24 protein-coding genes and 1 riboswitch are annotated in these 22,128 nt (G+C 70.9%); of the genes, 18 read left to right on the forward strand and 6 right to left on the reverse strand.

Annotation, left to right across the window (positions count from 1 at the left end):
• The first annotated feature begins 298 nt into the window (after window positions 1–298).
• Entirely contained in the window at window positions 299–1,567 is a 1,269-nt protein-coding gene (fsxC, locus tag IEZ24_RS11065; RefSeq protein ID WP_129454052.1) for an FxsC protein, read from the forward strand.
• Window positions 1,564–3,285: a KGGVGR-motif variant AAA ATPase gene (locus IEZ24_RS22325; protein WP_129454051.1), complete on the forward strand. Its 1,722-nt coding sequence runs from the start codon at window positions 1,564–1,566 to the stop codon at window positions 3,283–3,285. The genes fsxC and IEZ24_RS22325 overlap by 4 nt, the downstream gene beginning before the upstream one ends.
• 360 nt (window positions 3,286–3,645) lie before the next feature.
• On the opposite strand, the gene IEZ24_RS11075 is transcribed toward IEZ24_RS22325, so the two are convergent.
• The gene (locus IEZ24_RS11075; protein ID WP_165356011.1) at window positions 3,646–4,182 is read right to left on the reverse strand and encodes an AAA family ATPase; all 537 of its coding nucleotides are present in this window, start codon (window positions 4,180–4,182) and stop codon (window positions 3,646–3,648) included.
• Between the two features lie 247 nt (window positions 4,183–4,429).
• On the opposite strand from IEZ24_RS11075, the gene IEZ24_RS11080 reads away from it, so the two are divergent.
• A complete protein-coding gene (locus IEZ24_RS11080) occupies window positions 4,430–5,917 on the forward strand; it encodes a phospholipase D-like domain-containing protein (protein ID WP_165356010.1) in 1,488 nt (495 codons plus the stop codon).
• Window positions 5,918–6,159: 242 nt separating this feature from the next.
• On the opposite strand, the gene IEZ24_RS11085 is transcribed toward IEZ24_RS11080, so the two are convergent.
• Window positions 6,160–7,086, reverse strand: a complete 927-nt coding sequence (locus IEZ24_RS11085) for a threonine/serine dehydratase (protein ID WP_207206726.1) — start codon at window positions 7,084–7,086, stop codon at window positions 6,160–6,162.
• A 261-nt stretch (window positions 7,087–7,347) separates the two neighbouring features.
• On the opposite strand from IEZ24_RS11085, the gene IEZ24_RS11090 reads away from it, so the two are divergent.
• The 3 genes from IEZ24_RS11090 to IEZ24_RS11100 are packed head-to-tail and all read left to right on the forward strand — an operon-like array spanning window position 7,348 to window position 10,078.
• A complete protein-coding gene (locus IEZ24_RS11090; protein WP_129454049.1) occupies window positions 7,348–8,067 on the forward strand; it encodes a response regulator transcription factor in 720 nt (239 codons plus the stop codon).
• Window positions 8,064–9,437: an ATP-binding protein gene (locus IEZ24_RS22330; RefSeq protein ID WP_129454048.1), complete on the forward strand. Its 1,374-nt coding sequence runs from the start codon at window positions 8,064–8,066 to the stop codon at window positions 9,435–9,437. The genes IEZ24_RS11090 and IEZ24_RS22330 overlap by 4 nt, the downstream gene beginning before the upstream one ends.
• A complete protein-coding gene (locus IEZ24_RS11100) occupies window positions 9,434–10,078 on the forward strand; it encodes a GerMN domain-containing protein (protein ID WP_129454047.1) in 645 nt (214 codons plus the stop codon). The genes IEZ24_RS22330 and IEZ24_RS11100 overlap by 4 nt, the downstream gene beginning before the upstream one ends.
• Window positions 10,079–10,111: 33 nt before the next feature.
• Here the strand turns inward: IEZ24_RS11100 and IEZ24_RS11105 are convergent, their stop codons facing one another.
• Window positions 10,112–10,582, reverse strand: a complete 471-nt coding sequence (locus tag IEZ24_RS11105; RefSeq protein WP_129454046.1) for a hypothetical protein — start codon at window positions 10,580–10,582, stop codon at window positions 10,112–10,114.
• Window positions 10,579–11,214, reverse strand: a complete 636-nt coding sequence (locus tag IEZ24_RS22335) for an STAS domain-containing protein (protein ID WP_129454045.1) — start codon at window positions 11,212–11,214, stop codon at window positions 10,579–10,581. Before IEZ24_RS22335 ends, IEZ24_RS11105 begins: the two co-directional genes overlap by 4 nt.
• Between IEZ24_RS22335 and IEZ24_RS11115 the strand changes: the two genes are divergently transcribed.
• Window positions 11,180–11,464 (forward strand): hypothetical protein, encoded by a 285-nt coding sequence (locus IEZ24_RS11115; RefSeq protein WP_129454044.1) that lies wholly within the window; start codon window positions 11,180–11,182, stop codon window positions 11,462–11,464. The genes IEZ24_RS22335 and IEZ24_RS11115 overlap by 35 nt on opposite strands.
• 106 nt (window positions 11,465–11,570) lie before the next feature.
• Here IEZ24_RS11115 and IEZ24_RS11120 read toward each other — a convergent pair whose 3' ends face one another.
• Complete coding sequence (locus IEZ24_RS11120; protein ID WP_165356008.1) at window positions 11,571–11,723, reverse strand: hypothetical protein; 153 nt, start codon at window positions 11,721–11,723, stop codon at window positions 11,571–11,573.
• Window positions 11,724–11,727: 4 nt separating this feature from the next.
• On the reverse strand, window positions 11,728–13,239 hold the full coding sequence (locus IEZ24_RS11125) for a sulfatase-like hydrolase/transferase (protein ID WP_129454043.1): 1,512 nt from the start codon (window positions 13,237–13,239) through the stop codon (window positions 11,728–11,730).
• 234 nt (window positions 13,240–13,473) lie between these two features.
• Here IEZ24_RS11125 and IEZ24_RS11130 point away from each other — a divergent pair, with 234 nt between their 5' ends.
• The 11 genes from IEZ24_RS11130 (at window position 13,474) to IEZ24_RS11180 (ending at window position 21,796) form a co-directional block, all read left to right on the forward strand.
• A complete protein-coding gene (locus IEZ24_RS11130; RefSeq protein WP_129454042.1) occupies window positions 13,474–14,853 on the forward strand; it encodes a hemolysin family protein in 1,380 nt (459 codons plus the stop codon).
• Window positions 14,850–15,914, forward strand: coding sequence for a hemolysin family protein (locus tag IEZ24_RS11135; protein ID WP_129454041.1), 1,065 nt, complete (start codon window positions 14,850–14,852; stop codon window positions 15,912–15,914). The genes IEZ24_RS11130 and IEZ24_RS11135 overlap by 4 nt, the downstream gene beginning before the upstream one ends.
• Window positions 15,915–15,934: 20 nt before the next feature.
• Window positions 15,935–16,534 (forward strand): CDP-alcohol phosphatidyltransferase family protein, encoded by a 600-nt coding sequence (locus tag IEZ24_RS11140; protein WP_397190720.1) that lies wholly within the window; start codon window positions 15,935–15,937, stop codon window positions 16,532–16,534.
• Window positions 16,527–17,429 (forward strand): DUF881 domain-containing protein, encoded by a 903-nt coding sequence (locus tag IEZ24_RS11145; protein WP_129454039.1) that lies wholly within the window; start codon window positions 16,527–16,529, stop codon window positions 17,427–17,429. Before IEZ24_RS11140 ends, IEZ24_RS11145 begins: the two co-directional genes overlap by 8 nt.
• Window positions 17,426–17,758, forward strand: a complete 333-nt coding sequence (locus IEZ24_RS11150) for a small basic family protein (protein WP_191192848.1) — start codon at window positions 17,426–17,428, stop codon at window positions 17,756–17,758. Before IEZ24_RS11145 ends, IEZ24_RS11150 begins: the two co-directional genes overlap by 4 nt.
• Entirely contained in the window at window positions 17,751–18,512 is a 762-nt protein-coding gene (locus tag IEZ24_RS11155) for a DUF881 domain-containing protein (protein ID WP_129454037.1), read from the forward strand. Before IEZ24_RS11150 ends, IEZ24_RS11155 begins: the two co-directional genes overlap by 8 nt.
• A gap of 64 nt (window positions 18,513–18,576) precedes the next feature.
• A complete protein-coding gene (gcvH, locus tag IEZ24_RS11160; RefSeq protein WP_129454036.1) occupies window positions 18,577–18,963 on the forward strand; it encodes a glycine cleavage system protein GcvH in 387 nt (128 codons plus the stop codon).
• Window positions 18,964–19,118: 155 nt separating this feature from the next.
• A complete protein-coding gene (locus IEZ24_RS11165) occupies window positions 19,119–19,646 on the forward strand; it encodes an FHA domain-containing protein (RefSeq protein WP_129454035.1) in 528 nt (175 codons plus the stop codon).
• 3 nt (window positions 19,647–19,649) lie between these two features.
• Window positions 19,650–20,390: a transcriptional regulator FtsR gene (ftsR, locus tag IEZ24_RS11170; protein ID WP_129454034.1), complete on the forward strand. Its 741-nt coding sequence runs from the start codon at window positions 19,650–19,652 to the stop codon at window positions 20,388–20,390.
• An 89-nt stretch (window positions 20,391–20,479) separates the two neighbouring features.
• Window positions 20,480–20,947, forward strand: a complete 468-nt coding sequence (locus IEZ24_RS11175; RefSeq protein WP_129454033.1) for a bifunctional nuclease family protein — start codon at window positions 20,480–20,482, stop codon at window positions 20,945–20,947.
• 279 nt (window positions 20,948–21,226) lie between these two features.
• Window positions 21,227–21,796, forward strand: a complete 570-nt coding sequence (locus IEZ24_RS11180) for a MerR family transcriptional regulator (RefSeq protein WP_129454092.1) — start codon at window positions 21,227–21,229, stop codon at window positions 21,794–21,796.
• Between the two features lie 131 nt (window positions 21,797–21,927).
• Window positions 21,928–22,035: riboswitch (glycine riboswitch) on the forward strand.
• The last annotated feature ends 93 nt before the right edge of the window (window positions 22,036–22,128 follow it).

The following is a 22,128-nucleotide window of genomic DNA, read 5'->3' on the forward strand; positions in this document are numbered from 1 at the left end:
CGACGTCGGGCACCAGCACGAGTCCGGTCTCGACCTCGAACGTTGGTCGATGTCGCCGGACACCCCGGACCCCGTTCACGAGGTTGACCGGCCCCTGGCGGTCGCACGGTCGCGGGCTACCAGTCCGACCCAGCGGGGTTTCGTCGTTTCGGACGCGCGCTGGGGGCCCGGTAGCGGACCCAGCCGCTCGGCGCTGCCGGTTGCTAAGAGTCTCGCCGCGCTGTACCAATGGACTCAGGTGTCAGCGGGCTAGGGTCGGCTGCACACGTGCGCGCTTGGAGAGGGGGCGGGCCGTTCCATGGATGAACCCGGACCGCCGCGACCTCCGGCCTTCTTTCTTAGTTACGCGCGGGAGGACGACGAGTCGGGGGCGGTCGAGCGCCTATACCAAGACCTTCGCGGGCAGCTCAAGGTGGTTCTGGGGCCGGCCTACGGCGAAGGGTTCCGGGATCGGACCCAGATCAAGCCAGGCGCGGCCTGGTCTGCGGAGCTGCAAGAGGCGCTCGAAACCGCCCGGTCCTTCGTTGCCGTGCTTTCGCGCACCTATTTCTCACGGCCCTACTGCGGCAAGGAGTGGGCGGCGTTCTCCCGCAGGCTCGCTCCGCATCTTGACGAGCCCGGGGTCGGGTTCCTGATGCAGCCGGTGCTGCTGGTCGGTAAGTCCCACTTGGACCCGATACCCACGGTAATCCAGGCCAAGCAGTACGACTACGACGGTTACCCCGAGGAGTACGCCCGGCGAGGTCTCATCCATCTCCAGAGCCTCGTCAACGAGGGGGACCTCTACCGACGTTTCCTTCTCGAGCTCACCGACCTAATAGCCACGGCGGTGACCAGCGTGCCGGTGGCCCCGATGTCCCTCCCGCCAATCGCAGAGATTCAGAGTGCCTGGCACGACCAGACAACCGGGGTCCAGATCGTTCCTGAGAACGCCGCCCCCGGGAGTCATCTGTTCGCCCAGTTCGTCTACGTCGCAGCTCGGACTGAGGAACTGACCGGCTTGCGAGAGGAGCGCCTCGCCTACGGCGAGCTGGGCGGGTTGGACTGGCAACCGTTCCGTCCGCCGGTGGAGGACGAGATCGGGATCATCGCCCAGGCGATCACGGCGCGGGAGAAGTTCCGCTACGACCGTGTGGAGATTGGGGACGACCTCGCTGAGCGGCTCAGCGCGGCCACCGAGGAGAACAAGATCGTGGTCGTAGTCGTGGATCCGTGGACGGTGCGGCTGGAGTCCTACCGACGACTCATGCGGGATCTGGACCGGCACAACCTCCCGACCTGCGTGGTCATCATCCCCTTCAACGACACCGACGCAGAGACTGTTCGTGACCGGGAGGTGCTTCGTAGCGTCATCGAGGCGACCTTCGTCAACCGGAACCTTGTACCCGACTTGGAGACCTTCATCGTGGGCGTGGCATCTAAGGACGACTTGGAGGCCAAGCTCTCCACGGCCCTCGCCAGTGCCAAGAGCCGCGTGCTGCGCAGGTACCAGATCGGAGTTGCTGCTGATCCGCAGCGACGGTTTCCCGGGCCGCCGTCCGTGAGCAACGTCCCGGACCAATCGTGACCGAGTCCGATCGGCGGGGAACCATCGTCACGTTCTACTCCTTCAAGGGCGGAACGGGGCGGACGATGATGTTGGCCAACGTCGCTTGGCTGCTGGCTGCCAACGGCTACCGCGTGCTCGCCGTGGACTGGGACCTCGAAGCTCCGGGCATGCACCGCTACTTCCGCCCCTTCCTCGCCGACGAGGACCTCAAGCTGACCGACGGGGTGATCGACTTCGCGTCCGACTACTGCGTGGCGGCCACGCTGGCACACTCCGCCAGCACCAGCTACGGCCCTGCCCAGGCTCGTGATCTGGAGAGCGAGCCCTGGTTCGCAGACGCCGCTGACCTCACCCGCCTGGCAGTTCCGGTGCAGTGGGAGTTCGGCCAAGGTGGAACCTTGGAGTTCGTCGCTGCGGGGAGGCAAGGCGCGTCGTACTCCACCAGGGTCAACGGGTTCAGCTGGCGGGACTTCTACGAGAAGTTCGGGGGCGGCCTGATGCTGGACCGCGCCGCGTCCCTGATGCGTAAGAGGTTTGACGTCGTACTTCTCGATAGCCGCACCGGGGTCAGCGATACCTCCGGCATCTGCACGGTGCAGCTCCCCGACACGTTGGTGACCTGCTTCACCCTCAACAATCAGAGCGTGGACGGCGCGGCAGGGGTCGCGGCGTCGGCGCGCAGACAGAACGCCGCGTTGCGCGTGCTCCCGGTGCCGATGCGGATCGACAACAGCGAGACCGACAAGCTCGATGCCCGGCGTCTCTACGCCATGCAGACCTTTGGGTCGCTCGTGCCCGGTGACAGCGACGGAGCCCGCGAGGCGTACTGGGCGGACGTCGAGGTGTTGTACGTGCCGTACTACGCCTACGAGGAGTCCCTGGCCGCCTTCAAGGATCGCCCTGGTCAGGCGTACACGCTGCTCAGCGCGGCGGAGCGGCTGGCGAACCTGATCGTCAGCGAGCGGCCCCCCGGCCCGGTTCCCCACACACCCGTGCACGCCGTCCGCATGTCGGAGTCGCGGCGCCAAGAGGTGCTCGCGATCTACGAAGGCAAGGCCCGGCGCAGTGCGACGTCGCCAGAGGTTTCGGTCGAGGGCGCCACGGTGTTCGTCTCCTACTCCAGGGTCGATGGTCGGTACGTGACGCCCCTCTACGACCGGCTCGCCGAGTCGCTCGGCATGCGACGCGTGTTCATCGACAGTGCCTTCGTCCCGGGAGACGACTGGCAGGCCGCCGCAGAGAGAGCGATCGCACAGTCGGCCGCCGTGCTGGTGGTCGTCGGCCCGGGCTGGGAAGAGTCCGGACCCGGCGACTTCGTGGCTAGGGAGGTGACCATCGCTCTGGAGTCCGGGAGGAGGGTGATTCCCGTGCTGGTCGGGGGGGCCACGCTGCCGGCCCCGGACGTGCTCGAGCGTCACGGTCTGGGCAGGTTGGCGTCGTTGACGCCCGCCGTCCTGCCCGACCCGGTGACCCAGCGCGACATCGACCGATTGGTCGCGGCGGTGGAGTTGGCTTCCGAGGGCCGGCCCACCACCCCTGCGCCGACACCGTACCCTTTCCCGTCCCCAGCTCCGTCGAGCGCAGCGCCGTACGGCAGGAGCGCCCGCAGCGACGACGTCATCGAGTCAGTGCTCAAGGCAGAGAGGGTCAACGTGCGCTCGCAGTGGATCGCCATCGCCTCGGCACTAGTCGCACTGGTTTCGGTGGTGGCGGCGCTCCTGGTGTTGCTGCGCTGATCCTGCCGAGGCACGAGGGGTGGGCAACGATGGCCACAAAGAACGGTAAGACCGCCTTGAAGCGTGCCGCACTTATTCACCAAGTATTCGGTCGAAAGCCGCCTCTCGTGGGCAAGCCAGTGCAAAACTTTGCTCAACCTGGTTTGGTGTTTCCGCAGGTCAGCGCATGTTTCAGCAAATGGGCGGCGACCTGTCGGAGCCCTTGTCGATGGACAAGGGGTCGCAGGTTCAAATCCTGTCAGCCCGACCGAGCCGGAACCCTTCTCTGACCAGGATGTACGCAGGTCAGGGAAGGGTTTCTGCGTTCCAGGGCGCGGCTCCGCCGGGTGGGATGCCAGTATCGAGCCGCCTGCACTCCGATCAGAGGGCTCGGATCCGCGCCGCCGTCTGCTCGGGATCCAGATCGGTGTTGTCCACGACGTGCCATCCCACGGTGGTGAGCCGGGGGAGCAGGTCCTCCAGGAGGGCGGACACCATGCGCACGCCCTCGGTGATGTACGCGGCGCCCTCTGCCGTCACCTCGCGCTGCCGCGCGCGCCCGATCGCTGCCTCCGGGTCGGGGCGCAACACGACGGCGGTGACCGCCCCGGAGCCGACGACGTCGTCGTACTCGCGCAGACCGGCCGGGTCGACGAAGTCGTCGATCACCACCGTGTAGCCGCGCACGGCGTACGCGGTCAGCGCGGTCAGCGCCACCTCGCGGGCGGCGGCCACCTGGTCGGCGAGCACCGCGGGCCAGTCCGGCGAAGGGAGCACCAGTCCCGAGATCACCATCTCGCGCAGATCGTCGACGGGCACGTGCACCCCTCGGGTCGCAGCGCCGGCGAGCAGCCTCGCCACTGTGCTCTTGCCCACAGCCGGTGGCCCTGCCACGACGTACGCCGCCCCGCTGCCCATGCGATCCAGCCTGTCACACCGCGGCTTGCTCGGGTGCCACGCTCGCTGCTGGGCGCGACCGTGTTCACGGAAGAAGGGCTCCCGCCGCAACTTTGTGGGCCCGGGAGTCGTCCTTTTGGAGACAGGACCGGACCGCGTGCACCGTGGGCCGGTCGACGTGCTTCGTCCGCGCCCGTGTCCACGGGTGTGTGGACGGGGCCGCAACACCACGTCGTCACCGACGGTGGCGGCCAGGAAGGCTGTATCTGTGTCGAGGTTGTTCGTCCTGCTCATCGCCCTGTGCCTCGCCCTGGGCACCCACGTCGCGGAGGTGCCCGCCGCGACGGCGGTCGCGCCCCCCGCGTCCGGGGGAGTGATGACCGCCGGGCAGCCGGGGGTGGCGACGAGCGTCGCTGCACGGATCACTGCCCAGGACCGCAAGCGGTGGAAGGCGCCACAGGGCCCGTTCTTCAACGACCCCCGTCGCAAGAAGGGCTGGTTCCGGATCGAGCGCAAGGTCATCGACACGATCAAGCACACTCGCAAGGGGTCGACGATCCGGATCGCGGTCTACTCGTTCGACCGCATGCCGGTCGCACGGGCGCTCATCGCGGCGCACCGCCGGGGCGTCAAGGTGCAGATGATCCTCAACGACCACCAGTACACGAGGGCGATGCGGGCGGTCCGCAGGGAGATCGGCGGCAAGCGCTACCGCTCGAGCTTCATCTACCGCTGCAAGGCGGGGTGCCGGAGCAAGCAGAACCAGTACAACAACATGCACACGAAGTTCTACTCGTTCTCCCAGTCCGGGCGGTCGAAGGACGTCCTGGCCGTCGGGTCGGCCAACCTGATGCTCAACGCCGACATCCACCAGTGGAACGACCTCTACTTCACCTCCGGGGACCACGAGCTGTTCCGCCAGTTCGTCCGCCTGTTCAACGACATGCGCAAGGACCACGACACCAGGCAACCGCCGCAGTTCTTCTGCGGCACGCCTGCCAACGGCGTGGCGTGCGACGACTCCGTCGACAAGCACACGGTGTGGGCGTGGCCCAAGCCGTCGGGGCCGAAGAACGACCTCGTGCTCGACCTGCTGGGCAAGGTCCAGTGCCTGACGCCCGACGGCTCCGGCGGGCAGAAGCGCACCCGCCTCGCGGTGTCGATGCACACCATGCGTGGCAACCGTGGTGACTACCTCGCCTCTGCGATCCGGCAGAAGTGGATCGAGGGGTGCAAGGTTCGCGTGATGTACGGGCTGATCGGGTACCACACCAAGCGGGTCGTCGGTGCTCCGACGGCGCGCGGGCGCATCCCGCTGCGCTCGACCGGCCTGGACTACAACCCCGACGACGACTACGACCTCAACAAGGACGGCAAGGACGACCTGATCCTGACCTACTACAGCCACCAGAAGTACGTCGCGATCCAGGGCAACTACAACGGCAACCCCGACACGCACATGGTCGTCACGGGGTCCGCGAACTGGGCCAGCCTCAGCCCCGGCAACGACGAGCTCTGGATGACCATCCGCGGCAGGACGCTCACCCGGAAGTACGTCCGCAACTTCGACTACCAGTGGAAGAAGAAGCGCAACTCGCGCAACGCCTACACCACGACGTACGTGAACTTCCGGGTCGCGCGCACCGTGCGCGACGAGGACGGCTCGACGCGCACCGTGTGGCGAACCGTCCGGCGCCCGGTCGTCACCATCGAGCCGGACCCCTACCGCCCGGGGCCGACCTGGGAGAACGACTGAGCCGGTCCAGACCACTCGAGATTTCTCCGAGCACCCCGTAACAGGAGGCTGCCGGGCGACGCTGAGGAGGTGAGCGGCCGCGTTTCCGTCGCGCCCAGCACCGCCCACCCGTACCTCGACCTCCCGCCGAGGTACGGATCCCCCCAGTGGCGGTGGGACGGCTCGAAATGACGCACCAACAGCGGCGCGGCCCCCTCGGGGTCGCGCCGCTGCTGTGTCGGGGGCCGGCCCGGCGCCGGTGCCTAGGCCAGGGTGCTCGGGTCGGTGTTGGCGCCGCACACCACGACGGCCACGCGCTCGCCCTCTGCCGGGACGTAGGCGCCCGACAGCAGCGCGGCCATCGCGGTCGCTGCGCCGTGCTCGGACGCGATCCGGTGCTCGGCCCACAGGTGCTCACGCGCGGCGACGATGTCGTCGTCGCCCACCAGGACCGTGACCGGCGGCTCGGCCAGGACAGCGGCGTGGGCGAGGTCGCCGAGCCGGCGTGCACCGAGCGAGTCGGCGGCGACTCCCGACACGTCGACGTCGACCGGCCGTCCCGCTGCCATCGCCCGGTGGAGCGTCGGGATGAGCTCGGGCTCCACGGCGACGACCCGCGCCCGTCCCCTTGCGGCTGCGGCCACCCCGGCGTACAGGCCGCCGCCTCCGACGGACACGACGACGGTGTCGATGCGGGGCTCGTCGTCGAGCAGCTCCTCGGCCAGCGTGCCGGCTCCCGCCGCGACCTCGGGCTGGTCGTAGGCGTGCGCGAACGCGGCTCCCCGCTCGTGCGCGAACGCGACAGCGGCTTCCTGGGCCTCGGCGAACTCCGCGCCGACGCGCCGGACCTCGGCGCCGTAGCGTCGGATGCGCTCGACCTTCACCGCGGGTGCGGTCTCGGGGACGAAGACGGTTGCCCGTACGCCCAGCTCGCGCGCCACGAACGCCTGCGCGAGGCCGGCGTTGCCGCCCGAGGCCACGACGATGCCGGCAGCTCCCAGCTCGCCGCGCTCGCGGGCAGCCAGCTGCCGGTTGAAGGCGCCGCGCGTCTTGAAGACACCGCAGTGCTGGAGGTGCTCGCACTTGAGCCAGACCCGGTCACGGTCGGAGGGCGCGAGCAGGGGAGTGCGCCGTACGCGCCCGGCGATCCGGTCGCGGGCAGCCAGGAGGTCGTCGCGGGTGATGATCACCGCGCCAGTATCCGAGACTCGCCCGCTGGGCCGGCGCCCGCTCCCCGACGGCCGGGGTCCGGCCGCCGGCGAGCTCAGCGCTGCTCGCAGGCGGCCGGACCACCGACATCCCCCACTGGTCGCCGGTGGGTCCCCTGATCCCACCGGCACCCACGACCGTGCCAGCAGGGGTTGACCCCACCCAGACCGGCTCGTTGCAGTTGTGTGACAAAACACCCCCCGGGTGTGCCCTCGGACCGCGGGTTCGCCAACGATGGCGGCATGACTGCTGCGACACGGCTCCTCGTGCTGGAGGACGACGTGGGGCTGCGCACCTCCCTGCGCCTCGTCCTGGAGAACGAGGGGTACGAGGTACTGGAGTCCGCGGACGCCGAGCACGCCCTCACGCTCGTCGACGAGCAGAGCGGCATCGACCTGATGCTCGTGGACCTGATGCTGACCGGGATGGACGGGTTCTCGTTCATCCGGCGAGCACGACCCCTGTCGCAGGCGCCGATAGTGGTCGTGAGCGCACGCGACGCCGTGACCGACATCGTGGCGGCCCTCGAGGCGGGCGCGGACGACTACGTCACCAAGCCCTTCGTGGTGGAGGAGGTGCAGGCGCGCCTCCGGGCCCTGCTGCGCCGTCCCGCGCTCGCCGGTGACGGACCCGCTCCGACGTCCGCGGACCGCGCGGTGCTGGACAGCCGGGCGGGACCGCTGGTCTTCGACCGTGCCGGCGCCATCCTGGCTCGGGGCGACGCCGAGATCCACCTGACCAGCACCGAGTTCCGCCTGCTCTGCGTGCTCGCCGACCACCAGGGACAGGTCCTCAGCCGCACCGCCTTGCTGGAGCACGTCTGGGAGCACGGCTACTTCGGTGACGAGCGGATCGTGGACGTCCACGTGCGTCGGCTGCGCAAGAAGCTCGAGCTGGACCCGGCAGCGCCGGAGACGCTGGTCACGGTGCGCGGCCTGGGGTACCGGCTGGACGTCAGGTGAACCGGCCGCACGTCGACGTCGGTCTCCGCACGTCGGTGGTCGTCGCGTTCGCGGTCGGGGCCCTCGTGCTCTCGACGGCGCTCGCACTGGGGACGTACTTCTCCGCGCGGCACTACCTCGTCGAGCAGCGGGAGCGCACGGCCCTGCGGCAGGCGTACACCGACGCGGCCCTCGTGCGGGACAACCTGCTCACCTCGGGGGCTCAGGTGAGCGAGGTGCTGGGCGCGATCGCGCAGCCGGTCGGCACGACCCTGGTCGTGGAACGGGGCGGGCGGCGCTACTCGTCCTCGCTGGACCCTGAGGGGGAGGACGCGATCGGCCCGTTCCGCGAGGCGGTGCTCGACGGCTCGGTGGTGGTGGGCTGGAGCGACGCCACCACACCGCACTCGGTGGTGGTGGGCGTTCCGCTCGCCGAGGCCGACGCGTCCTACTACGAGGTCGCCGTCGCCGGCGAGCTCGATGCGACGCTGACGACCCTGCAGGTCGCCCTGGCCATCTGCGCCGCGCTGACGACCATCGGAGGCGCCCTGCTGGGCCGCGCCGCCAGTCGCCGGGTCCTGGCCCCGCTCGACCAGGTGACGACGGTCGCGGTACGCGTCTCGGCGGGAGATCTCGACGCTCGGTTGCCGCCGACGAGCGACCCGGACCTCGCGGCGCTGGTCGGCGCGTTCAACCACATGGTCGAGGCACTGCGTGAGCGGATCGAGCACGACGCACGGTTCGCGGCCGACGTCAGCCACGAGCTGCGCACGCCCGTGACGACGTTGACCACGAGCCTCAGCCTGCTCCAGTCCTCCCAGGGACTGCCGCCGGCGTCACGGGAGGCCGTGGACCTGATGGCAGCCGAGCTCGACAGGTTCACGCGGGCGCTGCGGGACCTGCTTCTGCTGGGACGCCTGGATGCGGCGGTCGCCGACAGCGACCCGGTGACCATCGAGATCGGGGACGCCGTGACCCAGGCCCTGCGCGCGTGCGGCAAGGAGCCCGGTCTCCTCGTCGCGGGCGAGGCCTCGCGGACCCCGGTCAGAGTCGTCCGACCCACCCTGGTCGGCGCACTGGCGAACCTGATCGCCAATGCCGACATGCACGGTGGCGGACTGACCGGCGTGCGCGTGGTCGGTCGAGGCCGGTTCGTCGACGTGCTCGTGGAGGACCAGGGTCCTGGTGTCGCGGAGGCCGACCGCGAGCGCGTCTTCGAGCGCTTCGCCCGCGCCGGAGGCCGCAAGCCGGGCAGCGGGAGCGGACTCGGGCTGAGCATCGTCGAGCGAGGCATCCGCAACCAAGGCGGCAGCGTGTGGTGCATGTCGGGGCGGGACGTGGGCGCCTGCTTCGTCGTGCGCCTGCCGGTCGCGCAGGAGGTCGTCGCATGACGACCCGGTCGAAGCGCAGGTGGTGCCTCGCCGTCGCGGCGACGACGGCCGGTCTCGTCGCCTCCGGCTGCGGCCTGCCCGACGGCGGCGCGACCAAGGTCCACGCCGAGGACGTGCCCTACCGGCTGCTGGCACCGGCCGACCGGTCCGCGGGGTCCCCGCCTCCCACTGGCAGCACGCGGCCCTCGGGCGCCCTCGTCTTCTGGGTCGATGCCGACGACCGCCTGGTGCCGTCGGAGGCGTCGACCTCGTGCGACGAGCCGGTTGCCGCGCAGGTGGCGCACCTCCTCGACCTCCTGTCGTCCGGACCGACGGACGAGGTGCGGACGGAGGGATGGTCGAGCGCGTGGATGCCATCCGCCGACCTCTCTCTCGAGGCGATCGAGGGCTCCACCGCCGTGATCTCCGTGGACGCCACGACGCAGACCAGCGCCGACCGCCTGCCACTGGCGATCGGGCAGGTGACGCTCTCCGTCACGACTGCCGCGGTCGTGTCGGAGGTGCGCTTCACGGACGGCGAGCAGGAACCGCTCGCGGTGCCCCTTCCGGGAGGTGCCTTCACCGACGCACCGGTCCGGCGCACCGACTACGCGCGCCTTGCCGTGGGGGCCGGCCGGGAGCGCTGGCCCGGATGCCCGTAGGCGCTGCGTCGGACGGGTGCGTCGCCAGCCCCGTCAGGTCGCGGTGGTGTCGACCACGAACCACTGCACCGACTCGGTCGCGCGTAGCCGCGATCCCCACCCCTGGGCAGCGACCTCGAAGACCATGGCAGCCGGGCTGGCCTGGGCGGACCGGTGCGCGTGTCGACCGGCGACCGGTCCGGGCGACGAGCATCCCCGGGAACGGACGTCGAGGATGATTCGATCGGGGTCGAGCCACCTCAGTCCGACCGCGACACGACGCGGGTCGCGCTCGAGCGCCACGCGCGTCGCGGCCTGGACGAGGACGACGAGGCGATCGGCTGCCTGACCCGGAACGGCCCGGTCCCGGCACCACGCCCGAACGAGGTCCCGAGCGGCGGTCGTCGCCGTGGGACTCCCCTGGAGGTGGAACCGGGTGGTCCCCGGAGCATCAGCAGCGTTGTCCGCCACGTCCGCCACGTCCGCCTGGCCGGACACTCCCACTGCGCGCGGTTCCTCGCTCATGCGGACACGTGGGGAGGCCGGGAGGAAGCCGGGCGGGGCGGGATCGGGCCCGGTGGTGCGTGGAGGTCGCCTCCCGGACCGCGGCCGGACGCGACGGCGAGCACCCCGCTGCGCCACAACGGGTCCACCCCGCGGCGCGGGGGTCCGGTCACCACGATGCGCACCCCACGCTCGAGGCAGGCGCGGTGGAGCCAGAGCAGCAGGCCCACCGTCTCCGACGACAGGCGTCGCGGTCGCCCCAGGTCGACCACGAGCGCCGACGGACCGTGCTGCAGCAGCTCACGCACGCGAGCGCGGTGCCGAGCCGCGGCACGGGCGTCGCACAGCCCGCGGAGCGCCAGACGAGCGTCCCGTTCGACGGCGTCGTGGCTGGGGGATGGGGGAGGTGGTCCCGAGCGGTCCGACATGGTGCACCACGCTTCCCGCGGTGCGTGGCATCGGTCGGTCCGTCGTGTTGCAGTCGTGTGACGGCGTTCGGACGACCTTCCGGCACCTCGGTCCCGGCCCTTGTCCGGGGCCCTCGGGCATGACGTGATGGAAGTGGGCCCGCTGCCCGTGCCGCGGGTCCGGAACCGTTCACCACACGCAGGAGGACCTGTGATCGCCATCTCCGAGGAAGCACTGTCCGTCATCGCCCGCGTCACCGACCACCCGAAGCTGGAGCACCGCTCGGGAGTGCGGATCGCGCCCCCGTCCGGGTCCGGTGGGGATCGCGGGCTCGAGGTGCACGCCGTCAACGGCCCTGGGCTCGGCGACCGCGTGCTGGAGCGCAAGGGTGCCCGTCTCTACCTGAGCCCCGAGGCCGCGGAGCGGGTCGCCGGGTGTGAGCTCGATGCCCGCACCGAGCCCGGGGACCGGGTGCAGTTCGTCCTGAGGCGCTGACGCTTCGGCCGCGCTGCGGTCACACCAGCGTCAGGGTGGCCGCCACGACGCACAGCGTGGCGCGCGCCCCAACAGGCGAGCCTGAGCAGCGGATCCGCACGGACCGTCACCGCTGCAGCCAGAGCAGCGTCGCCAGGGACGCCCACGGGGTGACGAGCGCGCTGGCGTTGACCCCGACGAGGGCCGCCACGAGGTGTCGTACGTCGTCCGCGGCCGCGGGCTCGACCAGGAGGGAGGCTGGGTGGAGGGCCTCGGTCACCGGCTCACGACGGCTTGCGGGCGACGCCGCCGGTGGGTCCCGGGAGCGGACCGAACTGCTGGTTGCAGGTCCATCCGGCGCACGTCACCAGCTCGAGGCGACGCCGCTCGAGCGCCGTCCTCACCTCCGCGTAGGCCGGGTCGTCAACCACGTTGACCAGCTCGTCGGGGTCCAGGAGCCGGTCGTAGAGGAACGCGTCGGTCCCGTCGCTGCCGTAGAGGTAGCGCTCGGTGCGTACGCCGCGGTGTGACCAGCCGTCGCCGAGCGTCCGCCCGGTCTGGATCAGGGTGGTGTCGCGGAACGGCTGGACCTCGCCCCGCAGCGTGGGTGCGAGGGACAGGCCGTCCACCTGCCACTGGGGGACGACACCGGTCAGGGCGGCGAAGGTGGCCGGCAGGTCGACGAGGGTGGCGGGCAGGTCCGAGGTGCTGCCGGGCGCGACGCCCGGGCCGCGCACGACGAGCGGTACCTGGAGCACCTCGTCGGTGAGCACGTCCTTGCCCACGAAGCGGTGCTCGCCGAGGGAATAGCCGTTGTCGGAGGTGAAGACGATGTAGGTCTCGTCGAGGACGCCCTGCTCGTCCAGGGTCTCCACGAGCGAGCCGACGGCCCGGTCGACCGCCTGGAGCGCCCGCAGCCGGGCGGTGTTCTCGGCCGTCACCTCAGCCCGCGACACCTGCTTGCGGTTGCGGAGGTAGGAGGGCTGGTCGGAGACGTCCGACTCGTTGAAGGCAGGGTCGTCGAAGGCCGCGGGCCGCTCGCCGACGAAGAGCTCTCGGTCCTGCGGCAGGGCCGGGGGATGCCCGCGGCCGCCCTCGGGCGAGATGCGGTAGTGCGGAGCGAGGTGCCAGGCGTAGACGACGAACGGGTCGTCGGTGCGCGCGAAGTCGCGGACCGCCCGGTTGGTGTGGTCCTCGATGACCGAGGTGACGTAGCTGTCGGTGTAGCGACGCGGGTCGCCGTCGCCGGTCATCGAGAAGTCCACGTAGTCGTAGACCCCGCGCATCAGCGCGTCCCACCGGGTCCAGCCGGCGGGGCGTACGTCGTGGGGGCCGTAGCCGTTGAGGAACTTCCCGACGAAGGCCGTCTGGTAGCCGCTGTCGCGGAACCAGACGCTCGCCTCATCGGCGGGGTCGAGCGCCGCGAAGCCGCCGTGCTCGCCCCGGTTGTGCTGCACGCCGTTGTTCTGGGCGTACTGCCCGGTGGCGAGCTGGGCGCGCGCCGGGCAGCACAGCGGATGGGGCGAGATCGCGTCGATGAACTCCATGCCCTGGTCGGCCAGCAGCCGCCGCGTGATCGGCATGTGGTCGAGGTCGTCGTCGCGCATGTCGTCGGTGAGGACGAAGACGAGGTTGGGGCGCGATGCGTCTCCCGGGGCGGCGGACGGTGACTGCGTGCCCTGCACCATCCGCACCGACCCCGTGCCGCCGGAGTCACCCGTGGTGCTGACCGTGGCGAGGGTGGCGACGAGTACGACGAGGAGGGCAGCCGTGATCGACTGTGCCCACGCTCGCATAGTGCCCCTCGCCGAGACCCTGAGGGTCCTGTCGTCCGCCCCTGTGTGGCGCAACAGTAGGACGGGTCGGGCCTGCTCCCCAAAGCGACACGACGACTGTGGCCGAGATGGTCCCAACCGCTAGCCTGTGCTCTCGCCGAGACCCGGCGCGACCCGCACGAAGGAGCCTGCAGCACCCGCCATGGACGACAGTCAAAGTCCCCGCACGACCGCACGGGACACCGGGTGCGCGTCGTGACCCCCTTCCTGCTCCTGCTCGCCTCCCTGGCCCTCGTGGCCGCCTGCGGCCTCTTCGTCGCCGCGGAGTTCTCCTTCGTCACCGTCGACCGGCCGAGCGTCGAGCGTGCTGCCGCTGACGGCGACGAGGGCGCCCGCGGCGTCCAGCTCGCGCTCCGGTCGCTGTCGACCCAGCTCTCCGGGGCCCAGGTCGGCATCACGGTCACCAACCTGGCGATCGGCTTCCTGGCGGAGCCGGCGATCGCCGACCTCATCCGCGAGCCGCTGGCCTCGTCCGGCGTGCCCGAAGGGGCGGTCTCGCCGCTCGCGCTGACCCTCGGCCTGGTCCTCGGCACGGTCGTCACCATGATCTTCGGCGAGATGGTGCCCAAGAACATCGCGATCGCCCGGCCGCTGGCGACCGCCCGGGCCACCCAGGGCTTCATGCGGGGCTTCACCGCCATGACCAGCCGCCCGATCCGGGTGCTCAACGGCTCGGCCAACGCGATCGTGCGCCGCCTGGGCATCGAGCCCCAGGAGGAGCTGCGGTCGGCGCGCAGCAGCCAGGAGCTCGCGTCCCTCGTCCAGCGCTCGGCCGACCAGGGCACCCTGGACGCCGACACCGCCGAGCTCGTGGAGCGCTCCGTCGAGTTCGGCAGCCGGACCGCCGGCGAGATCATGACGCCGCGCGTACGCACCACGACGGTGGAGGAGGGCGAGCGGGTCTCCGCGGTCATCGACCTGGCCCGCCAGACCGGGCACTCGCGGTTCCCCGTGCTCGACGCCGAGGACACCGTCGTCGGCACCGTGCACGTCAAGCACGCGGTCGCCGTCCCCGTGCACGAGCGCTCGACGACCCGCATCAAGCACGTGATGGTCAAGCCGGTCGTCGTGCCGGACAGCCTGCGGCTCGACCCGCTCCTCGCCCTGCTGCGCCAGGACGGCTTCCAGATGGCCGTCGTGCTCGACGAGTACGGCGGCCACGCCGGCATCGTGACGCTCGAGGACGTCGTGGAGGAGATCGTCGGCGACATCTCCGACGAGCACGACCGCCTCGGCGCCCGGATCCGGCAGCGCCGCGACGGCAGCTGGACCCTCTCCGGCCTCCTGCGCCCCGACGAGGTGGAGGACGTCACCGAGGTCGAGCTGCCCGACCACGAGGACTACGACACGGTTGCGGGCCTCGTGATGCGCGAGCTCGGCAAGATCCCCGAGCCCGGGGACCGCATCGAGCTCCCGGTGCCCGACCGGACCGACCCCCACGAGCCGCGCGAGCGCCTGGTGACCCTGACCGTCCAGCGGATGGACGGCCTGCGCATCGACCGGCTCGACCTGCGCGTCGTCGCCCCTGATCACGGGTCCGAGTCCGGGTCCGCGTCAGAGGGAGGACGTCGATGAACAGCGACCTCTTCGGCGTCGGCCTCGCCGTCGTGCTGCTCGCCCTCAATGCCTTCTTCGTGGGTGCCGAGTTCGCGCTGCTCGCGGCTCGTCGCAGCCAGATCGAGCCGCGGGCCCAGGAGGGCTCGAGGGCCGCCCGTACGACGCTGCGGGCCATGGAGAACGTCTCGCTCGTCATGGCGGGCGCCCAGCTGGGCATCACGGTGTGCTCGCTGGGCCTCGGTGCGATCGGCGAGCCCGCGGTGGCACACCTGCTCGAGCCGGCGTTCCACGCCGCCCGCCTCCCGGACGACCTCCTGCACCCGGTCTCGTTCGTGGTGGCGATGTCGATCGTGGTCTACCTCCACGTCGTCCTCGGGGAGATGGTCCCCAAGAACATCGCCCTCGCCGGCGCCGACCGGGTCGCCATGGTGCTCAGCCCGCCGATGATGGTGATCGTCACCGTGCTCCGGCCGGTGATCGGCGGGATGAACATGGTCGCCAACGCCGTCCTCCGCCTCCTGCGCATCGAGCCGAAGGACGAGGTCCACTCCAGCTTCACCCGCGAGGAGGTCGCCGCTCTCGTCGAGGAGTCCCGCGGCGAGGGGCTGATCGAGGCGGACGAGTACGACCGGCTCGCCGGCGCGCTCGGCTTCACGGAGAAGTCGGTGTCGTCGATCCTGATGACCCCGGACACCCTCGCCACCGTCGCGCCCGGCTCGACCGTCGCCGACGTGGAGGCCGTGTGCGCCGCGACCGGCTTCAGCCGGTTCCCCGTGGCGGGCGCCGACGGCTCCCTCCTGGGCTACCTCCACATCAAGGACGCGCTCGAGTCCGACGACGACAAGCGGTCGCGGGTCATCGAGGACAAGTGGATCCGCCCGTTCGCGTCGGTGCACCCCGACGACCTGCTGCACGACGCTCTCGAGAGCCTCCAGGTCAAGGGGGCCCACATGGCCCGCGTGGTGGAGCGCGACGGGACGGTCATCGGCCTGGTCACCCTCGAGGACGTCCTCGAGGAGCTCGTCGGGGAGATCCGCGACGCCGCGCACCACGACGTGTCCGGCGCCGACGCGCACTGAGCGCTGGATAGGGTCTGAGCGTGTCCGAGGAAGCGTCCCGCGTCTGGACCGTGCCCAACATCATCAGTGTGGTGCGGCTGGCCGGCGTGCCCCTGTTCCTCTGGCTCGTGCTCGGGCCCGAGGCGGACGCGATCGCGCTCGTGGTGCTGATGGTCGCCGGCTTCACCGACTTCCTCGACGGCTGGCTCGCCCGACGCCTCGACCAGTACTCCAGGCTCGGCGAGATCCTCGACCCGGTGGCCGACCGGCTCTACATCCTCGCCGTGGTCATCGGGCTCTTCCTGCGCGACATCATCCCGTGGTGGGTCGCGCTGGCCCTCCCGCTGCGTGACCTCTTCCTCTGGGGCCTGGTGCCGATCCTGCGCACCCGCGGCTTCTCGGCACTGCCGGTGCACTTCCTCGGCAAGGCAGCCACGTTCAACCTCCTCTACGCCTTCCCGCTGCTGCTGCTCGGCGAGGGCGACGGCGTCGTGGCCACGCTCGCGCGCAACTTCGGCTGGGCCTTCGCGTGGTGGGGGATCGGTCTCTACTGGTGGGCCGGCGTGCTCTACGCGTGGCAGGTGCGCACCCTGCTGCGGGAGACCCCGCGGCGCAGGTCGACGGCGAGCGACCATGGTTGAGCCGCAGGGGGCGACGCAGGGGGCGACGCAGGCACCCGAGCGCCCGTTGCCCGAGCACGTCACCACGCCGCTGCTGACCCTCATCACCGCGCGGTCCATGGACGAGGACTACGCCCACGTCGCGCAGAAGCGCGCGGCGGCGGGCGACGTACGCCCCCGAACGGTCCGCCCGCACTGGACCAGCGTGATGGCGGTCGCCGCGCTCGGTGTGATGACCGCGGTGGTCGCCGCCCAGACCGACCGGCAGGCTCCGGTCGACGAGCTGAGTCGCGCCGCGCTGATCGAGCAGATCGACAGCCGCAGCGACGAGCTCCAGTCGCTGCAGGCCCAGGTGGGGGACCTGACCCGCTCCAACGCAGCCCTCGCCAGCCGCAACACCACGATCCAGGGCCAGCTCGACGACATCGGGTCGCGGGTGCAGCGGGCCGAGCTCCTCAGCGGCTTCTCCGTGGTGAACGGCCCGGGCGTGCGGATCACCGTCGACAACGGTCCCGATGCCGACGTCAACAGCGAGATCCGCGACGAGGACCTCGCGACGCTCGTCGACGGGCTGTGGGAGGCCGGGGCGGAGGCGATCGCGGTCAACGACCAGCGGCTCAACGCCCTCGGCGGCATCCGCAACACCAACCGGGCGATCCACGTCAACGGGCGGCCCGTCAACGCCCCCTACGTCGTGTCGGCGATCGGCGACCCCCGTACGCTCCAGGCGCGACTCCTGCAGACCAGCCAGGGCCAGGAGTGGTTCGCGCTGGTCAACGGGCTCGACTTTGTCTACACCCCGGAGAATGTCGACGACATCCGCCTGCCGGCTGCACCCGAGCGCATCCTTCGTGATGTGATCGAGCTCAACGCCGACCCGGACAGCGGACCGGATGGAGAGGGGAGCACGCCGTGATCGCCGCCCTTGGCCTGCTCCTCGGCATCATCGCCGGCCTCGTGTTCGCACCCGACGTGCCGCTCAGCCTGCAGAACTACCTGCCCATCGCGGTGGTCGTCGCGCTCGACGCCGTGTTCGGCGGCCTGCGCGCCTACCTCGACGGGATCTTCGACGACAAGGTCTTCGTCGTCTCGTTCGTCAGCAACGTCGTCGTCGCCGCCGCGATCGTCTACCTCGGCGACCAGCTCGGCGTCGGCTCGCAGCTGAGCACCGGCGTCATCGTCGTGCTCGGCATCCGGATCTTCTCCAACGTCGCAGCGATCCGCAGGCACGTGTTCCATGCCTGACTCCGCGCCCGACGAGCCCCGCGCCCCCGAGGCCCCCGAGTCGTCCGGGCCGACGCGGCCCTCGCTCGTGCCCTCGCGTCGGCAGGCCGTCGTCGCCGTGCTGCTCGCCGTCCTCGGCTTCGCCTTCGTCGTCCAGGTGCGCGACACCAAGGCCAACGACACCTACGCCGGCCTGCGCGAGAGCGAGCTGATCGAGGTCCTCGACGGCCTCACCGGCACCGCGGAGCGGGCGCGACGCGAGGTGGACCGGCTCGAGAGCCGCCGCGACGAGCTGCGCGACGAGAGCCAGGCCCGCGCGGCCGCACTCGACGAGGCCGAGCAGCGGGTGCGGACCCTCAACATCATCGCCGGCCTGGTGCCGGTCACGGGCCCCGGGCTGCGGGTGACCATCACCGAGAGCACCGGACGGGTCGCGGTCGGCTCGCTGCTCGACACCGTCCAGGAGCTGCGCACCGCCGGGGCCGAGGCGATGGAGTTCAACGACGAGGTGAGGCTCGGCGCCGACAGCTCCTTCGAGAACGCGGTCGGCGGCATCGAGCTCGACGACCAGCTGCTCGAGCCCCCCTACGTCCTCGACGTGATCGGCGACCCGCACATCCTGCGCACGGCGCTCAGCTTCTCCACCGGACCGATCGAGACCCTCGAGGGTCTCGACGGGGCCACCGTGACCGTCGAGGAGCTCGAGGCCGTCGAGATCGAGAGCGTCCGCGAGGCGGACCGACCTGAGTATGCGGAGTCCGGCAACGGCCAGTAGCCTGCCGGGCACCCGGCACACCCCGATCCACCCCTGATCCCGCCGACACACCCAAGGAGCCCACGTGTATCCGGAGAACCTCAAGTACACCAGCGAGCACGAGTGGGTGCGTACGCCCGGCGACACCGACGGCTCGGTCCGGATCGGGATCACCGACTTCGCGCAGGACGCGCTCGGCGACATCGTGTACGTCTCCCTCCCGCAGGTCGGCGACCAGGTGACCGCGGGGGAGACGTGCGGCGAGCTGGAGTCGACCAAGTCGGTCAGCGACATCTACGCGCCGGTGACCGGCGAGGTCGTGGCCACCAACCCGGCCCTCGACTCGACGCCCGAGCTCGTCAACAGCGACCCCTACGAGGCGGGCTGGCTGTTCGAGGTGAGCGTGTCCGACGCCGCCGAGGTGGACGGCCTGATGGACGCCGCCGCCTACCAGGCCGGCCTGGACGGCTGACCAGTCCCGAGCGCCCACCCCGATCACACCCCGATGGCCTGCTGGCTCGCTGACGGATCGTCCGTCGCGTCCATGGCGGGACTGGTAGGTTCGGGACAACCGTCAACCTCAACCCTCGCCTGAGGGTTCAGCGTCGATCCGTCGAGGAGTTCCCCATGCCGTTCTGCACCGCCTGTGGCAAGCAGAACCCTGACGATGCCCGCTTCTGTGCCCAGTGCGGCACCAGGCTGCTCGGCGGGGAGGACACGGGCGCGAGCCCGGTCGAGCCAAGCCAGGTCGAGACCACTGCGACGATCACCTTCGGGGCGCCCGACCAGCGCGAGTCGTCCGACCGACAGCTCAGCCCGGTCGATGCCGCGGCCGTCGACGCGCTCCCGGCCGGCCACGCGCTGCTCGTGGTGCAGCGCGGTCCGAGCGCGGGCAGCCGCTTCCTCCTCGACACCGAGGTCGTGGGCGCGGGGCGCCACCCGGACAGCGAGATCTTCCTCGACGACGTCACCGTCTCGCGCCGGCACGCGGAGTTCCGCCGCGCGGGCAACGGCTACAGCGTCAGCGACGTCGGCAGCCTCAACGGCACCTACGTCAACCGCGACCGGATCGACTCCGTCGAGCTCAACGACGGAGACGAGGTCCAGATCGGCAAGTACCGCCTCGTCTTCTTCTCATCCCACCCGGACCACTGATCCGTGAGTGCCTCGACGTCCGCGGGCTCGAGTCGCGGCGCCCGCTACAACATCGGGCAGGTCCTCGACCAGCTCCGCGCCGACTTCCCGGGCGTGACGATCCCCAAGATCCGGTTCCTCGAGGAGCAGGGCCTGGTCAAGCCCGAGCGCACTGCTGCGGGCTACCGCAAGTTCTCCGGCGACGACGTCGAGCGGCTGCGCTACATCCTGCTGATGCAGCGTGACCACTACCTGCCGCTCAAGGTGATCGGTGACCACCTCGACGCCATCGACCGAGGCCTCGAGCCGCCCGCGATCGAGTCGGTCGTCCCGACCGTGCCCAAGGTGGCGCTCAGCTCCGACGGTCTGCCCAGCCCCGAGTCGTTCCGACGCTCCAGCGACCTGCGCCTCTCGCGGCGCGAGCTGCTCAAGGTGGCCGACATCTCCGAGGACCTGCTCGTCCAGCTCGAGCAGTACGGCCTCGTCGCCGCGCGCACCGGCACAGGTCACTTCGACAGCGACGCCCTGGTCGTGGCCCAGACCGCCCGTGAGCTCGCCGACTTCGGCTTCGAGCCCCGCCACCTCCGCGCCTTCAAGACTGCAGCGGACCGCGAGGTAGGGCTGGTGCAGCAGGTCGTGGCGCCGCTGGCCCGCGGTCGCGACGCCGCCGCACGTGGTCGCGCCGAGGACGCGACCTCCGAGATCGCGGCCCTGTCGGTGCGGCTGCACGCGACCCTCGTGAAGATCGGCCTCGACCGCGGCTGACGAACCGCCGCTCGGCGGCGTACGGCTCGGCATCGGCCGGACCGGGCGGGTGCCCCGCACGGGTCAGGACACGTGAGTAGTCTGGAGGCATGCGCGAAATGGACGTCGTCGGAGTCCGCGTCGAGATGCCCTCCAACCAGCCGATCGTGCTCCTGCGCGAGGTGACGGGGGAGCGCTACCTGCCGATCTGGATCGGGGCCGTCGAGGCAACCGCCATCGCCTTCGCCCAGCAGGGCGTCACGCCGCCGCGCCCGCTGACGCACGACCTGATGCGCGACGTGCTGGAGGCCACCGGCCAGCGGCTCGAGGAGGTGCGCATCATCGACATGCAGGACGGTGTGTTCTTCGCGCAGCTCGCCTTCGACGGCGGCGCGGAGGTCGGGGCGCGGCCGTCGGACTCGATCGCGCTGGCGCTGCGCACGGGCAGCCGGATCGTGTGCGCGGAGTCGGTGCTCGAAGAAGCCGGACTCGCGGTGCCGGCCGAGCAGGAGGACGAGGTCGAGCGGTTCCGCGAGTTCCTCGACCACGTCTCGCCCGACGACTTCGAGGCGCACTGAACCGCGTCGCACGACCGCACGCGACGGCACTCCGGCCCCACCAGAAACACTGACCCTCAACCTGAGGTTGAGGGTTGCGACACGCCGGGTCGTGGATGGACAAGCCGCACCGTCGGGCTTACCTTGAACTGTCTCTGTTGTAACTCCACCGCTGTGGTTGTCCGGTCCTCCGGCCGCCAGGCGGGTCCTTCCCCCAGGAGTTACCGCTCAGCGGAGGATCTGACCTGGAGGGTCGCAGTGGCTAGCAACGAGAACGAACACGGCGCAGACGCCGCCCGCGTGAAGGCTGCGGCGGAGGCCGCCGACCTCGCCGAGGAGCAGGGGCTGCTCTTCGACGACGACGTCTCGCCGCTGCCGAGCGACACCGGCTACCGCGGCCCGACGGCCTGCAACGCTGCCGGGATCACCTACCGCCAGCTCGACTACTGGGCCCGTACGGGCCTGGTCGAGCCGAGCGTCCGCGGCGCCGCCGGCTCGGGCTCGCAGCGGCTCTACTCCTTCCGCGACATCCTGATCCTCAAGGTCGTCAAGCGGCTGCTCGACGCGGGCATCTCGCTCCAGCAGATCCGCACCGCCACCGCCCACCTGCGCGAGCGCGGCACCGACGACCTGACGCGCGTCACGCTCATGAGCGACGGCGCCTCGGTCTACGAGTGCACCAGCAACGACGAGGTCATCGACCTGCTCCAGGGCGGCCAGGGCGTGTTCGGCATCGCCATCGGCGGAGTCTGGCGCGAGATCGAGGGCACGCTCGCGGAGCTCCCGTCCGAGCGGACCGCCGAGGAGCCGGCCGCCACCCTCCCGGGCGACGAGCTCGCCGCCCGGCGTGCGGCCCGCCAGACCGGCTGAGCACGCACGCGACTGCACGATCCTCCGACGACGCCGCCCGGCCACCGGGCGGCGTCGTCCATTTCCGACGTCTCTTTCCCCCACCTTCGGCATGGGCGCCCGGACGGCGGGGGCTAGACTCGACGACGCCGACATCCCGTGCGGGAGAGTCACGGCGACCGGTCACCAGCCGGGAGACCGTGCGCCGAAGGGGCAATTCCTCCCCGGAACCTCTCAGGCACCCGGACCGCACGGGTTGGCACTCTGGAGGTCACCGGACCGACAGAGGGGGAGGTCACGTGACGCGACCTCAGGGAGCCCCTCGTGCCCGACGCCAGCCAGACCCCCACCTC

It is taken from the genome of Nocardioides ganghwensis, assembly GCF_014779655.1.
Taxonomy (GTDB): domain Bacteria; phylum Actinomycetota; class Actinomycetes; order Propionibacteriales; family Nocardioidaceae; genus Nocardioides; species Nocardioides ganghwensis.

Coding starts and splice junctions, on each gene's coding strand:
- fsxC (WP_129454052.1), top strand. CDS start 299: ATGGATGAACCCGGACCGCCGCGACCTCCGGCCTTCTTTCTTAGTTAC.
- IEZ24_RS11075 (WP_165356011.1), bottom strand. CDS start 4,182: ATGGGCAGCGGGGCGGCGTACGTCGTGGCAGGGCCACCGGCTGTGGGC.
- IEZ24_RS11090 (WP_129454049.1), top strand. CDS start 7,348: ATGACTGCTGCGACACGGCTCCTCGTGCTGGAGGACGACGTGGGGCTG.
- IEZ24_RS11100 (WP_129454047.1), top strand. CDS start 9,434: ATGACGACCCGGTCGAAGCGCAGGTGGTGCCTCGCCGTCGCGGCGACG.
- IEZ24_RS11105 (WP_129454046.1), bottom strand. CDS start 10,582: ATGAGCGAGGAACCGCGCGCAGTGGGAGTGTCCGGCCAGGCGGACGTG.
- IEZ24_RS22335 (WP_129454045.1), bottom strand. CDS start 11,214: ATGACGGACAGTGCTTCCTCGGAGATGGCGATCACAGGTCCTCCTGCG.
- IEZ24_RS11125 (WP_129454043.1), bottom strand. CDS start 13,239: ATGCGAGCGTGGGCACAGTCGATCACGGCTGCCCTCCTCGTCGTACTC.
- IEZ24_RS11135 (WP_129454041.1), top strand. CDS start 14,850: ATGAACAGCGACCTCTTCGGCGTCGGCCTCGCCGTCGTGCTGCTCGCC.
- IEZ24_RS11145 (WP_129454039.1), top strand. CDS start 16,527: ATGGTTGAGCCGCAGGGGGCGACGCAGGGGGCGACGCAGGCACCCGAG.
- IEZ24_RS11155 (WP_129454037.1), top strand. CDS start 17,751: ATGCCTGACTCCGCGCCCGACGAGCCCCGCGCCCCCGAGGCCCCCGAG.
- IEZ24_RS11165 (WP_129454035.1), top strand. CDS start 19,119: ATGCCGTTCTGCACCGCCTGTGGCAAGCAGAACCCTGACGATGCCCGC.
- IEZ24_RS11175 (WP_129454033.1), top strand. CDS start 20,480: ATGCGCGAAATGGACGTCGTCGGAGTCCGCGTCGAGATGCCCTCCAAC.